15 protein-coding genes are annotated in these 12383 nt (G+C 66.0%); 13 read left to right on the top strand and 2 right to left on the bottom strand.

Translation table 11 applies throughout. From position 1 onward, the window contains the following. The first annotated feature begins 11 nt into the window (after positions 1-11). The 11 genes from A0J57_RS07360 to A0J57_RS26555 all read left to right on the top strand — a co-directional run bounded on the left by A0J57_RS07360 (position 12) and on the right by A0J57_RS26555 (position 7712). Positions 12-509 carry an Rrf2 family transcriptional regulator gene (locus A0J57_RS07360; protein ID WP_061934851.1) on the top strand — a complete coding sequence of 166 codons (498 nt, stop codon included), beginning with the start codon at positions 12-14 and terminating at the stop codon, positions 507-509. Further along, positions 506-1990 (top strand): Fe-S cluster assembly protein SufB, encoded by a 1485-nt coding sequence (gene sufB, locus A0J57_RS07355; protein WP_061934849.1) that lies wholly within the window; start codon positions 506-508, stop codon positions 1988-1990. Before A0J57_RS07360 ends, sufB begins: the two co-directional genes overlap by 4 nt. Before the next feature lie 98 nt (positions 1991-2088). Then, positions 2089-2484 (top strand): endonuclease domain-containing protein, encoded by a 396-nt coding sequence (locus tag A0J57_RS07350; protein ID WP_268873879.1) that lies wholly within the window; start codon positions 2089-2091, stop codon positions 2482-2484. Next, positions 2481-2936 (top strand): hypothetical protein, encoded by a 456-nt coding sequence (locus A0J57_RS07345; protein ID WP_025549781.1) that lies wholly within the window; start codon positions 2481-2483, stop codon positions 2934-2936. Before A0J57_RS07350 ends, A0J57_RS07345 begins: the two co-directional genes overlap by 4 nt. Positions 2937-2939: 3 nt before the next feature. Beyond that, positions 2940-3686 carry a Fe-S cluster assembly ATPase SufC gene (gene sufC / locus A0J57_RS07340; RefSeq protein WP_061934847.1) on the top strand — a complete coding sequence of 249 codons (747 nt, stop codon included), beginning with the start codon at positions 2940-2942 and terminating at the stop codon, positions 3684-3686. Between the two features lie 145 nt (positions 3687-3831). Next, positions 3832-4584 carry a SufD family Fe-S cluster assembly protein gene (locus A0J57_RS07335; RefSeq protein WP_044660409.1) on the top strand — a complete coding sequence of 251 codons (753 nt, stop codon included), beginning with the start codon at positions 3832-3834 and terminating at the stop codon, positions 4582-4584. Then, on the top strand, positions 4581-5801 hold the full coding sequence (locus A0J57_RS07330; protein ID WP_061934845.1) for a cysteine desulfurase: 1221 nt from the start codon (positions 4581-4583) through the stop codon (positions 5799-5801). Before A0J57_RS07335 ends, A0J57_RS07330 begins: the two co-directional genes overlap by 4 nt. Next, complete coding sequence (locus A0J57_RS07325) at positions 5798-6247, top strand: SUF system Fe-S cluster assembly protein (RefSeq protein ID WP_061934842.1); 450 nt, start codon at positions 5798-5800, stop codon at positions 6245-6247. Before A0J57_RS07330 ends, A0J57_RS07325 begins: the two co-directional genes overlap by 4 nt. 44 nt (positions 6248-6291) lie before the next feature. Beyond that, positions 6292-6654 carry an iron-sulfur cluster assembly accessory protein gene (locus tag A0J57_RS07320; protein WP_044660406.1) on the top strand — a complete coding sequence of 121 codons (363 nt, stop codon included), beginning with the start codon at positions 6292-6294 and terminating at the stop codon, positions 6652-6654. 14 nt (positions 6655-6668) lie between these two features. Further along, positions 6669-7466, top strand: a complete 798-nt coding sequence (locus tag A0J57_RS07315; protein WP_061934840.1) for an NAD(P)-dependent oxidoreductase — start codon at positions 6669-6671, stop codon at positions 7464-7466. Between the two features lie 90 nt (positions 7467-7556). Then, on the top strand, positions 7557-7712 hold the full coding sequence (locus A0J57_RS26555; RefSeq protein WP_173664347.1) for a hypothetical protein: 156 nt from the start codon (positions 7557-7559) through the stop codon (positions 7710-7712). Here A0J57_RS26555 and A0J57_RS07310 read toward each other — a convergent pair. Both A0J57_RS07310 and A0J57_RS07305 read right to left on the bottom strand, forming a co-directional pair. After that, entirely contained in the window at positions 7709-8599 is an 891-nt protein-coding gene (locus tag A0J57_RS07310; RefSeq protein ID WP_061934838.1) for a DMT family transporter, read from the bottom strand. The genes A0J57_RS26555 and A0J57_RS07310 overlap by 4 nt on opposite strands. Beyond that, positions 8596-9612 (bottom strand): low specificity L-threonine aldolase, encoded by a 1017-nt coding sequence (locus A0J57_RS07305; protein ID WP_061934836.1) that lies wholly within the window; start codon positions 9610-9612, stop codon positions 8596-8598. Before A0J57_RS07305 ends, A0J57_RS07310 begins: the two co-directional genes overlap by 4 nt. Before the next feature lie 153 nt (positions 9613-9765). Between A0J57_RS07305 and A0J57_RS07300 the strand changes: the two genes are divergently transcribed. Beyond that, entirely contained in the window at positions 9766-10857 is a 1092-nt protein-coding gene (locus A0J57_RS07300; protein ID WP_025549772.1) for a branched-chain amino acid aminotransferase, read from the top strand. Positions 10858-11039: 182 nt separating this feature from the next. Beyond that, positions 11040-12248 carry an FAD-dependent monooxygenase gene (locus A0J57_RS07295; protein WP_061934834.1) on the top strand — a complete coding sequence of 403 codons (1209 nt, stop codon included), beginning with the start codon at positions 11040-11042 and terminating at the stop codon, positions 12246-12248. Positions 12249-12383: the final 135 nt, after the last annotated feature.

Raw genomic sequence — 12383 nt, 5'->3', positions numbered from 1 at the left:
GACGCAGGGTCATGAGGCTTTCGAGTTTCGCAGATTATGCCGTGGTGCTGATGTCCGCCGCCGCCCGCCATTGCGGGGCGGGCGCTGGGCTTGACCCTGCGACCAACAAATATGTGAAGATGAACGCGACCACGCTCTCCGCCGAAACCGGCATTCCCCTGCCCACCGCGCAGAAGCTGGTGAGCCGCCTGTCGGCTGCCGGACTGCTCGAATCGAGCCGGGGGACCGGCGGCGGCGTGCGCCTCAGCCGCCCGCCCGCCGCGATCACCCTCGCCGATGTGGTGGAGGCGGTGGAAGGCCCCATCGCCATGACCGCCTGCACCGAAATGGGCGCGCATGACTGCTCGCTGGAGCAGGACTGCCGCGTCCGTCCGCATATGAATGTGGCGAACAATGCGATCCGGTCGGCGCTCGCGGGCGTCACCATCGCCAGCCTCGCCAGAGAAGTCACCCCGCCTCCGTTCGTTTCGAGCGAAGTCGAGAAACGAGTTGCAGAGCAGACGCTATGACCGAAGAAGCCACCACCGTTCGCAACCTCGAAGCGCAGGAGGCCGCCGATCGCGCCTCCACCTACGAACATGGCTGGTCCTCCGCCATCGAGCAGGACTTCGCGCCCAAGGGGCTGAACGAGGACACGGTCCGCTTCATCTCCGCCAAGAAGCAGGAGCCCGAATGGCTGCTGGAATGGCGGCTGAAGGCGTTCGCCATGTGGCGGCAGATGGAAGCGCCGGACTGGGCCAAGCTCAATATCCCGCCGATCGACTATCAGGACGCCTATTATTATGCGGAGCCGAAGAAGAAGGCGGAACTGGAGTCGCTGGACGAACTCGATCCGGAAATTCGCGCCACCTATGAAAAGCTGGGCATCCCCATTGCCGAACAGGAAGTGCTCGCCGGGGTGAAGGGCAGCCGCAAGGTCGCCGTCGACGCGGTGTTCGACAGCGTCTCGGTCGCCACCACCTTCCGCAAGGAGCTGGAGGAAGCGGGCGTCATCTTCCGCTCGATCAGCGAGGCGGTGCGCGAATATCCGGACCTTGTGAAGAAGTGGCTGGGCAAGGTCGTGCCGATGCACGACAATTATTTCGCGACGCTCAACTGCGCGGTCTTCTCCGACGGCACCTTCGTCTACATCCCCAAGGGCGTGCGCTGTCCGATGGAGCTTTCCACCTATTTCCGCATCAATGCGGAGAATACGGGCCAGTTCGAACGCACGCTGATCGTCGCGGATGAGGGGAGCTACGTCAGCTATCTCGAAGGCTGCACCGCGCCGATGCGCGACGAGAATCAGCTTCACGCGGCGGTCGTGGAACTGGTCGCGCTGGACGATGCGGAGATCAAATATTCAACCGTCCAGAACTGGTACCCCGGCGACGAGAATGGCAGGGGCGGCATCTATAATTTCGTGACCAAGCGGGCGCTCTGCCAGGGCCGCAACAGCAAGGTGAGCTGGACGCAGGTGGAAACCGGCTCCGCCATCACCTGGAAATATCCAAGCTGCGTGCTGAATGGCGAGAACAGCGTTGGCGAATTCTACTCGGTGGCGCTGACCAACAATCTGCAGCAGGCCGACACCGGCACCAAGATGATCCACAATGGCAAGGGGTCGCGTTCGACCATCGTGTCCAAGGGGATCAGCGCCGGGCGGTCCAACAACACCTATCGCGGGCTGGTGCGCGTCGCGCCGGGCGCGGAGGGCGTGCGCAACTTCACCCAGTGCGACAGCCTGCTGCTGGGCGACCAGTGCGGCGCGCATACCGTGCCCTATATCGAGGTGCGCAACCCCTCGGCGCAGATCGAGCATGAGGCGACCACCAGCAAGATCAGCGACGACCAGTTGTTCTACGCGATGCAGCGCGGGCTGGATCAGGAAGCGGCCGTCAGCCTGATCGTCAACGGCTTCGCGCGCGAGGTGCTGCAACAGCTCCCGATGGAGTTCGCCGTCGAGGCGCAGAAGCTGCTGGGCATTTCGCTGGAGGGGTCGGTCGGTTGAGGGAGTTGACGCCTCTCGATCAGGCAAGCCGTCTAAACTCCCCTCCCCTTCAGGGGAGGGGCCGGGGGTGGGGGCTATCGGCTGGGCGCCTCGCCCAATTGGCGGGCTTCGCCCACGAAATGCGCCGCGAACCCACCGAACCGGAAAAGCGCCTCTGGGCAAAACTCTCCCGCTCGCAGCTCGGCGGCTATAAATTCCGCCGTCAGTCCGTGATCGGTCCCTTCATCGTCGACTTCCTCTGCCCACAAAAAGCGCTGATCGTCGAAGTCGATGGCGATACGCATAGAGCGGGGTCGGACAAGGCGCGCGATACGACGCTGAACGCATTGGGCTACCGCATCATCCGTATCGCCAACCATGACGTGATGCAGAATATCGAAGGGGTTTGTGCCGCGATCTTCGGCGCGCTTGAACAGGCGTCAGATCGTTGGGCCAGCCCCCACCCCAACCCCTCCCCTGAAGGGGAGGGGCTTTTAGAGGACCAGGACTCTTGAGCGACGAAGACGATATTCAGGACGCCCTCGCGGATTTCGCGGAGGATGTCGGAAACGGCCAGGCTTGGACCGCCGCGATCCGCATCCTGACCGAAGATTATGAGCTGGAAGAGGGCGAGCTTCAGGCACGCGCGGCCAAGGATTTCGGCGATCTCGACGCCTATCAGGCCGAATGCCGCGCCGCGCTGGACAAGGGCGACGCCGCCTTTACCGAGCGCCTCAGGACCGACAAGGCCTTCCACAAGGCCAAGGCCCCCAATCTCGCCCGCATGGGTCCGGTGACGGAGTTCGTGACCGGCGTGCTGGAAAAGGGCGCGCCCGAACCCGGCGCCGACTGGTGGCCCTATATGCCCATCAAGCGGCATATCGACACGCTGTTCCCCGCGCCGGGCGATGTGCGGGACATGGCCTTCTGGACCGCGCGGACGCTCCAGCGCGCGCATAAGGGATAAAAGATGCTGACGATCGACAATCTCACCAACGAAATCGACGGCAAGGCGATCCTGAAAGGCCTGTCGCTCTCCATCAAGGCGGGCGAAATCCACGCGATCATGGGACCGAACGGCGCGGGCAAGTCGACGCTGGCCTATACGCTGGGCGGCCGGCCCCATTATGAGGTCACCGGCGGCACCGCGACCTTCGAGGGCGCGGACCTGTTCGAGATGGAACCGCATGAGCGCGCCGCCGCTGGCCTGTTCCTCGGTTTCCAATATCCGGTCGAGATTCCGGGCGTCTCCAACCTGCAATTCCTGCGCGAGAGCCTCAATTCGCAGCGCAAGGCGCGGGGCGAGGAACCGCTGTCAGGCGGCGAGTTCATCAAGCTCGCCAAGGAAAAGGCGGGTCTGCTGGGCCTCGATATGGAGATGCTGAAGCGCCCGGTGAATGTCGGCTTTTCCGGCGGCGAGAAGAAGCGGGCCGAAATGGTGCAGATGGGCATTCTCGACCCCAGGCTGGCGATACTGGACGAGACCGACTCCGGCCTGGACATCGACGCGCTCAAGATCGTGGGCGCGGGCATCAACGCCATCATGCGCAGGCCCGACAAGGCGGTGCTGCTCATCACCCATTATCAGCGCCTGCTCGACTATGTGAAGCCGGACTTCGTGCATGTGCTGGCGGCGGGACGGATCGTGAAATCGGGCGGTCCCGAACTGGCGCTGGAACTGGAGCGCGAAGGCTATGCCGAGGTGGTTGCGGCATGATGCTTCCGGGTTCCGTTCGCCCTGAGCCTGTCGACCCGGAGGGCGGCAATAGCCAACGGCCTTATTTTTCCTCGAAGAAAGGACTGGGCTTCGACATTCGAGCGAGACAAATGGCTCGCTCGGACAGCCCGAACGGGTATATCGAATGAACGCGCTCACCCTTCCCACGCGCAAGGCCGAGGAATGGCGCTACAGCGACCTCGACGCGCTGGCCGCCATCTGGCCGACCCCGGCGCCGACGCGGATCGATGTCGCCGCCGGGGAAAGCGCGCGCCACCATCTGTTGCAGGACGCAGCCGACGGCGCGGCCGCAGTGCATGATTATGTCATCGACATCGCGGACGGCGCGCGCTGCGATTTCCATGTCCTCAATATCGGTGGGAAACTGGGCCGCGTGACCTTCGCCGTCACGCTGGGCAAGGGCAGCCATTTCGAACTGAACGGCGCGATCATCGGCGGCGGCGACCAGGTGCTGGAGATCGTCACCGCCGTCACCCATGCGCAGCCGGACTCGACCAGCGGCCAGACCATCCGCTCCATCCTGGGCCAGCGCGCCACCGGCAGCTATCTGGGCAGCATCAACGTCGCTCGCGACGCGCAGCGCACCGACGCCTTCCAGTCGGTCAAGGCCATGCTGCTGGACCGCACCGCCACGGCCAATGCCAAGCCGGAACTGGAAATCTACGCCGACGATGTGAAATGCGCCCATGGCGCGACCGTGGGCGAACTGGACAGGCAGGCGCTGTTCTACATGGCCAGCCGCGGCATGGACCCGGCGACGGCCAAGACGCTGCTGCTGAAGGCCTTCGTCGCGGGCGTGTTCGACGATGTGGCGGATGAAGCGGTCAAGGACAGCCTTGAGGCCGCCGCCCTCGCCAAGCTGGAGGCACTGGTATGAGCGACCTCGCCCAGGCGCTGCGATTGCGCGACGACTTCCCCGGTCTTTTGAACAGTGCGGGGGGCAACTGGCATTATCTCGACAGCGCCGCCACCGCGCAGAAGCCCCATGCGGTGATCGACGCCATCGCCCGCGCCTATGGGCCGGACTACGCCACCGTCCATCGCGGCGTCTATGAGCGTTCCGCCAATATGACGCTCGCCTATGAAGCGGCGCGGCGCAAGGTCGCCAGCTTCATCGGCGCGCAGTCGGACAGCGAGATCGTCTATGTCCGCGGCGCGACCGAGGGCATCAACCTCGTCGCGCAAAGCTGGGCGGGGACGCAGCTCAAAGCCGGCGACCGCATCCTGCTCTCGATGCTGGAACATCACAGCAATATCGTCCCCTGGCAGATCGTGGCCGAGAAAGTCGGCGCGCAGATCGACGTGGTGCCGTTAACGGCCGACGGCAGGATCGACCTCGACGCCATGGCTGCGATGATCGTCCCGGCGCACAGGATGGTTGCGCTGGCCCATGTGTCGAACGTGCTGGGCAGCGTGCTCGACGTCCGCCGCGCCGCCGACATCGCGCACAGCGTCGGCGCCAAGATCCTGATCGACGGCTGTCAGGCCGTGCCGCGCCTCGCCGTCGACGTGCAGGCGCTGGACTGCGACTTCTACGTCTTTTCCGCGCACAAGCTTTACGGCCCGACCGGCATCGGCGCGCTCTGGGGCCGCAAGGAACTGCTGGACGCCATGCCCCCCTATCAGGGGGGCGGGTCGATGATCGACAAGGTGACGTTCGAAAAAACCACCTATGCCCCCGCGCCGACGCGGTTCGAAGCGGGCACGCCGCATATCACGGGCGTCGTCGGCCTGTCGGCGGCGATCGACTATGTGCAGGCCATCGGGCTCGACGCGATCCACGCCCATGAATGCGCTTTGGTCGGCAAAGCGCGGGCCGCGCTGGAAAGCCTCAACAGCGTCCGCGTCTTCGGGCCGCAGGATAGCGCGGGAATCCTCTCTTTCGAGGTCGAGGGGGTGCATCCGCACGATGTCGGCACCATATTGGACGAAACGGGCGTGGCCATCAGGGCGGGGCATCATTGCGCGCAGCCGCTGATGCGCCATCTGGGCGTCGAGGCGACCGCGCGGGCCAGCTTCGGCATCTATAGCGACGAGGGCGACGTGGACGCGCTGGTCAAAGGGATTGAACGAGTGAGGAAGATCTTCGGATGACCGAGGAACGCAAGATTTTGGTGGAAGAGGTCGCGGCGGTGGAGACCCCACCCAAGGCGCGCGTGGAAGAACCGCGCCAGCGCGACTATCTGGACGGTTTCCTGAACGCCAAGCCAGCGGAAACGCCGAAGGGCGAGCCGGGCGGCAGCCTCTACGACGCGATCATCGACGCGCTCAAGGAAATCTACGACCCGGAAATTCCGGTCAATATCTATGATCTGGGCCTCGTCTACGGCGTCGACGTGACGGAGGACGGCCATGCCGTCGTCACGATGACGCTGACCACGCCGCATTGCCCGGTGGCCGAATCCATGCCCGGCGAAGTCGAACTGCGCGTCGGCGCGGTGCCCGGCGTCGGCGACGCGCAGGTCAACCTGGTCTGGGACCCGCCATGGGACCCGCAGAAAATGTCGGACGAGGCTAAGCTCGAACTGGGGATGTTGTAACACTCTCCCCTCCCGCAGACGGGAGGAGGGAAGAAGGAACGGAAATGACCGAAACGACGACCAAGACCCGAGCCCGCCCCGCCGCCGTCATCCTGACGCCGAGCGCGGAGCAGCGCATCGCCGACCTGATGAGCCAGGCTCCCGAAGGCACGATCGGCGTCAAGCTCTCGACCCCGCGCCGTGGCTGTTCGGGCCTTGCCTATTCGGTCGACTATGTGAGCGAGGAAGCGAAGTTCGACGAGAAGATCGAGACCCCCGGCGGCGCCTTCTACATCGACGGCGCGTCGGTGCTCTATCTGGTCGGGTCGACGATGGACTGGGTGGAGGACGACTTCACCGCCGGTTTCGTCTTCAACAACCCCAATGCCAAGGGCAGTTGCGGCTGCGGCGAGAGCTTCACGGTCTGAGGGAATAGTGTTTCATGCCCCATATGCTCATTCTGGGGCAGGGCTACACCGCTTCCCGCCTGGCTGTCCGCCTTCGCGAAGAAGGCTGGCACGTCACCGGCGTCCGCCGCACCACCGATGCCGAAGCGCTCGCCTTCGATGATGAAGACGCCGTCCGCGCCGCCATCGCGCAGGCCAGCCATATCCTCTCGTCCGTTCCGCCGGAGGGAGATGCCGACCCCGTCCTCAGCCGCTATGGCGCGGCCATCGCCGCCGCCCCCGCCATCTGGACGGGCTATCTCTCCTCCACCGGCGTGTACGGCGATGCGGCGGGCGCATGGGTCGATGAAGCCACCCCTCTCCGTCAGGGTCGCCGTGCCGCACGGGCGCAGGCCGACGCCGATTGGGGCACGCTTCGCCCCGATGTACGGCGCTTCCGCCTGCCCGGCATCTACGGCCCCGGCCGCTCGGTGCTGGATCGCGTGCGGGAAGGGCGGGCGCATCGCATCGATCTGCCCGATCAAGTGTTCAGCCGGGCCCATGTCGACGATATCGGCGCGGGCATCGTCGCGTCGATTCATCGGGGACCGCCAGGCATCTACAATCTTTCGGACGACTTGCCCTGCGCGCAGAACCGCCTGATCGAAGCGGCCTGCGCCCTGCTTGGCCAACCGCTGCCGCCGCTATTGACGCTGGAGGAAGCCCAGCTCACCCCCATGGCCCGGTCCTTCTACGCCGAAAACCGCCGGGTCGCGAATGGGCGGGCCAAGCGGTTGCTGGGCTGGTCGCCCCGCTATCCAACCTATCGCCAAGGGTTGCGCGCCTGCCTGTGACTCGCTCCGCCGCAAAGCCTGATCATCGCTAACGCCTTCTTAACCATCCCTGCCCGATGGCTGTCCCGTCAGCTTTCGGGGACTAAAGAGATGGACCGCTTCGATCACGCCTTCACCGCCCTTGGCCAGCGCATCAACAGCCTGTCCCTGCCCGAACGCGCCGCATCCGCGCCTGTCCCGCTCGCCAGCCTGATCGACCGGGTGAACGCGGCGAAGCGGCTATACCAACCGGGCGTCCGCCGCTAAGCCTGCTTGGTCCGCAGCGCCACGACCATCCCGATTATCGCCAGCAGCGCGCCCGCACCCGCCAGCGCCGTCCAGCGATAGCCCTCCACCAGCGTGGAGATCAGCATCGCGATCACCGGGATCAGCACGCTGGTATAGGCGGCGCGCCCCGCGCCCATGCTCTGGATCAGCCGGAAATAAAGCGGAAAGGTCACGACCGATCCGGCCAGCCCCAGCCAGGCGATTCCCGCCAGATAGCTCCACCGCGCCTCGATCACCGGCGGCCCGGTCGTAATCCAGGCGAACAGCGCATCCACCCCCGCGCCGATCAGCATCGCCCAGGCCAGCACCGCCACCATCGGCAGCCGCCGGGCGATCTCCATCCCCTGCATGACATTGGCGGCGGACGCGCTCAGCAGCCCCGCAACGGAGAAAGCGGCTCCCAGAATCACCATGTCCGGCCGCACGCTCGCGGCGCGATATTCATGCGCCAGCATCAGCGCGATCCCCGCCACCGCCACCACCGATCCGGCGATGAAAGCCCGGCTCACCGGCTGGCGGAAGAAGAGGAAGGCAAGGACGCTGTTAGGGATCAGCAGCATCGCATAGACCACCGCCACCACGCCCGATGTCAGAAAATGCTCGGCGCGGTAGACGAAGTTGAAGTTCATCACGAACTGCGCCATGCCCAGCAGGCCCGCAAAGACCAGCCCCCTGCCGCCGATGTTGAGCGGCACGCCGCGCAGCCGGGCGAAGATCGCCATCGCCACCCCGGCCAGCAGGAAGCGGTAGCAGACCGACCAGCTTGGCGGCACGCTGCCCAACTGGTCGCGGATGACGATCCAGGTCGAACTCCAGATCAGCGTGACGAGGATGAAGGGCAGGAGGACGCCCTTGCCTTGCCTCATCCCTTCAACGCCCTCAGCGCATCGGCCAGAGGCTGCACGCTGGCGGCGTCCTGCGACCAGTTGGTGACGAGCCGCGCCGCATCCGCGCCCCAATCGTAGAAATCGAAGCCCTGCGCCCGCAACTGCGCCCTTTCCGCTTCGGTGAGCCGCACGAACAGCTCATTGGCCTCGACCGGATGCATCAGCCGACCCGCCGCGCCCTCCGCCAGCGCCTGGGCCGCCGCATTGGCCGCCCGCGCATTGCGCAGCCAGAGGTCGCCCTCGACCATCGCCAGCGCCTGCGCCGCGAGATAGCGCCCCTTGGAGAAGAGATGCCCCGCCCGCTTGCGCCAACGCGCCGCTTCGGCCGCCCGCGCCTCCGCCCGGTCCCCGAAAAAGACCAGAGCCTCCCCGATCATCCCGCCATTTTTGACGCAGCCGAAAGAGAGTATGTCGACGCCCGCCCGCCAGGTCACATCGCCCGGATGGCAGCCCAGATGCGCCACCGCATTGGCGAAGCGCGCCCCGTCCATGTGGAAACCCAGCCCATATTCCCGCGCCAGATCGCCCAGCGCCGCCACCTCCTCGGGACTATAGACCACCCCATATTCGGTCGCCTGGGTGATGCTGATCGCCCGCGCCGGCACCTGATGCACATCGGGGCGGATTGCCTTCAGCCGGTCGTTCACGGCATCGGGCGACAGTTTCGCGCCCGCGCCGGGCAGCGCCATCAGGCTCGCCCCATGGGTGTAGAAGCCGGGCGCGCCGCATTCGTCGACGACGATATGCGCCTCCTCATGGCAGATCACCCCGCCATAGGGCGGGCAGAGGCAGGCCAGCGCGATGCTGTTCGCCGCCGTGCCCGTCGCGATCCACAGCGCCACCGCCTGCGTCCCGAACAGGTCGGAAAAGGCGCCGTTCAGCCGGGCGCTCCAGCCATCGCCGTCATAGCCATGGTCGGCATGGTCGGCGGCCGCGATGGCCGCCATCACCTCCGGACAGACCGGCGTCGCATTGTCGGAAAAAAAGTGCATGGCGCAGCGATAGCCCCGCCGCGCTCCAGCGCCAAGATGCCACCCCCATCGGATCGGCTATGGGCGGCTACATGGGTCAGTAATATTGACCGTTTGTTTCGCGCCGCCATCTGTGACATAGGCGGCGCGTCCAACCCAAAGGAGTTTTTCGTCATGGACGTCCAGCAGACATCGCGCTTCACCGTCACCCGCAGCAGCAAGGCTGTGTCGGCTGACCAGCGCGCGGTATTGCTGGCGGACCCCGGCTTCGGGAAGCTCTTCACCGACCATATGGTCACGATTCGCTATACGGAAGGGCAGGGCTGGCACAGCCACGCCATCGGCCCCCGCGAACCCTTCCAGCTCGATCCGGCCTGTGCCGTGCTGCATTATGCGCAGGAAATCTTCGAAGGGATGAAGGCCTATCGTCTGGAGGACGGCAGCATCGCCATGTTCCGGCCGGAGGAAAATGCGCGCCGCTTCGCTGAGTCGGCCGAGCGCATGGCCATGCCCGCTTTGCCGGAAGACCTCTTCCTGGAGGCTGTCGAGGAACTGGTGAAGATCGACGCCGACTGGATTCCGGGCGGGGAGGGCAGCCTGTACCTGCGCCCCTTCATGTTCGCGAGCGAGACCTTCCTGGGCGTGCGCCCGGCGAACGAATATATTTTCTGCGTCATCGCCTCGCCCGCCGGCGCCTATTTCAAGGGCGGGAAGAAGGCGGTCACGCTCTGGGTGTCGGAACATTTCACCCGCGCGGCGCGCGGCGGCACCGGCGCTGCGAAATGCGGCGGCAATTACGCCGCCTCGCTGGTGGCGCAGAAGGAAGCGATCCAGCATGGCTGCGACCAGGTCGTCTTCCTCGACGCCGCCGAGAACAAGTGGGTCGAGGAACTGGGCGGCATGAACGTCTTCTTCGTGATGGACGACGGGTCCATCGTCACCCCGCCGCTGTCCGGCACGATCCTGCCGGGCATCACCCGCAACAGCATCCTCTCGCTCGCCCGCGCCAAGGGGCATGAAGTGCGCGAGGAACCCTACAGCTTCGCCCAGTGGCGCGCCGACGCCGCCAGCGGCAAGCTGCGGGAGGCCTTCGCCTGCGGCACGGCGGCGGTCGTGACGGCCATCGGCACGGTCAAGAGCGTCGATGGCGATTTCACCATCGGCAATGGCGACGGCGGCATCGTGACCGAAGCGCTGCGCGCCGACCTCACCGGCATCCAGCGCGGCACGGTGGCCGATCCGGCGAACTGGGTGCGGAAGCTTTAACGGATCAACATACCCCTCCTCCGTTCGGGCTGAGCCTGTCGAAGCCCTTCACTTTTCTTCAAAGAAAGTGGAGCCGTTGGCTATCGCCGCCGTTCGGGTCGACAAGCTCAGGGCGTACGGAGGAGAGGGGAGGCGCTTTGACGCCCTTCCCAATCCTCTCATGAGCGCCTAGAACCGCCCTCATGCAACGCTTCGACGTCGTCATTCTGGGCGGTGGCCTGGTCGGCCTGACCCTTGGCATCGCGCTTTCCGGCCATGGCGTGCTCTGCGCCGTGATCGATCCGGCCAATCCGGTTGAGACCACCGCCGCCGGTTTCGACGGGCGGGTTTCGGCCATCAGTTCCACCAGTTTCGCCATGCTGTCGGCCATAGGCGTGGCCGATCATCTGGACGGCAAGGGTTGCCCCATCGACCGCATCTGGGTCAGCGACGGGCTGGAGCCGGGCGCGCTCGACTTCGCGCCGGACGCGGATGACGGCGTGATGGGGATCATGTTCCCCAATCGCGACCTGCGCGTCGCCCTGGCGCAGACGGCGGAAAAGGCGGACAATCTCACCCGCTTCCAGCCCGACCGGGCGCTGCATGTCGACCGCAATGCCGACGGCGTGACGCTGACCCTGGCCAGCGGTGAAACCCTCCACGGCGCGCTGCTGGTCGCGGCGGAGGGCCGCAACAGCCCGACCCGGGAGGCGGCGGGCATCCGCACCACGCGCTGGAACTACAGGCATGTCGCGATGGTGACGGCCATCGACCATGCCGTGCCGCACGCCAACACGGCCTATGAGATATTCTATCCCGGCGGCCCCTTCGCGCTGCTGCCGATGCTGCCGGGCACCCGCTCCGCCATCGTCTGGACCGTGCCGACCGAGCAGGCTCCCGCCATGCTCAAGCTGTCCGAACGGGCCTGGCTGGCGGAGGCGCAGAAGCGCATGGGCGGCTTCCTGGGCGAGATCGCGCTGGCCGGGCCGCGCTCCAGCTATCCGCTTGGGTTCCACCATGCGGCGCGGATCACCGACACGCGGCTCGCGCTGGTGGGCGACAGCGCCCATGCGATCCACCCGATTGCGGGGCAGGGCCTGAACCTCGGCTTCCGCGATGTCGCCGCGCTGGTGGAGGTGCTAGTGGAGGGCATGCGGCTCGGCCTCGATCCGGGCGACGCGCAATTGCTCGCCCGCTATCAGCGCTGGCGCGGTCTGGACGCGATGATGACCAGCGTGGCGATGGACGGGCTGGTCCGGCTGTTCGACGTGCCGGGGCGCATTCCCTCGCTGGTCCGCCGCGCCGGGCTGGCGGCGGTGCAGCGCACGTCGCTGCTCAAGAACCGCTTCATGGCGGAGGCGCGGGGACAATCCGGCGCGCTGCCGCGCCTGCTGACGGGCGAGATGGTGTAGCTATTAGGCTGTTTCTGGCCAATCCAAGACATTCCCCTCCCGCAAGCGGGAGGGGTTAGGGGTGGGCGCGAGCGCAGCGAGCTTCCAGCTTAGCCGTTGAAAATTCACGCTGATGTCGCGCCAGCCCACCCCCTA

This window comes from Sphingobium sp. 22B, assembly GCF_001580035.1.
GTDB classification, from domain to species: Bacteria; Pseudomonadota; Alphaproteobacteria; order Sphingomonadales; family Sphingomonadaceae; genus Sphingobium; species Sphingobium fuliginis.
The sequence above is the reverse complement of the archived record's forward strand: the minus strand, read 5'-3'. Positions and strand labels throughout refer to the sequence as shown.

Bases quoted from the DNA above. Each gene is read 5' to 3' on its own strand.
- A0J57_RS07360 (WP_061934851.1), top strand. From the start codon at position 12: ATGAGGCTTTCGAGTTTCGCAGATTATGCCGTGGTGCTGATGTCCGCC.
- sufB (WP_061934849.1), top strand. From the start codon at position 506: ATGACCGAAGAAGCCACCACCGTTCGCAACCTCGAAGCGCAGGAGGCC.
- sufC (WP_061934847.1), top strand. From the start codon at position 2,940: ATGCTGACGATCGACAATCTCACCAACGAAATCGACGGCAAGGCGATC.
- A0J57_RS07335 (WP_044660409.1), top strand. From the start codon at position 3,832: ATGAACGCGCTCACCCTTCCCACGCGCAAGGCCGAGGAATGGCGCTAC.
- A0J57_RS07330 (WP_061934845.1), top strand. From the start codon at position 4,581: ATGAGCGACCTCGCCCAGGCGCTGCGATTGCGCGACGACTTCCCCGGT.
- A0J57_RS07325 (WP_061934842.1), top strand. From the start codon at position 5,798: ATGACCGAGGAACGCAAGATTTTGGTGGAAGAGGTCGCGGCGGTGGAG.
- A0J57_RS07320 (WP_044660406.1), top strand. From the start codon at position 6,292: ATGACCGAAACGACGACCAAGACCCGAGCCCGCCCCGCCGCCGTCATC.
- A0J57_RS07315 (WP_061934840.1), top strand. From the start codon at position 6,669: ATGCCCCATATGCTCATTCTGGGGCAGGGCTACACCGCTTCCCGCCTG.
- A0J57_RS26555 (WP_173664347.1), top strand. From the start codon at position 7,557: ATGGACCGCTTCGATCACGCCTTCACCGCCCTTGGCCAGCGCATCAAC.
- A0J57_RS07310 (WP_061934838.1), bottom strand. From the start codon at position 8,599: ATGAGGCAAGGCAAGGGCGTCCTCCTGCCCTTCATCCTCGTCACGCTG.
- A0J57_RS07305 (WP_061934836.1), bottom strand. From the start codon at position 9,612: ATGCACTTTTTTTCCGACAATGCGACGCCGGTCTGTCCGGAGGTGATG.
- A0J57_RS07300 (WP_025549772.1), top strand. From the start codon at position 9,766: ATGGACGTCCAGCAGACATCGCGCTTCACCGTCACCCGCAGCAGCAAG.
- A0J57_RS07295 (WP_061934834.1), top strand. From the start codon at position 11,040: ATGCAACGCTTCGACGTCGTCATTCTGGGCGGTGGCCTGGTCGGCCTG.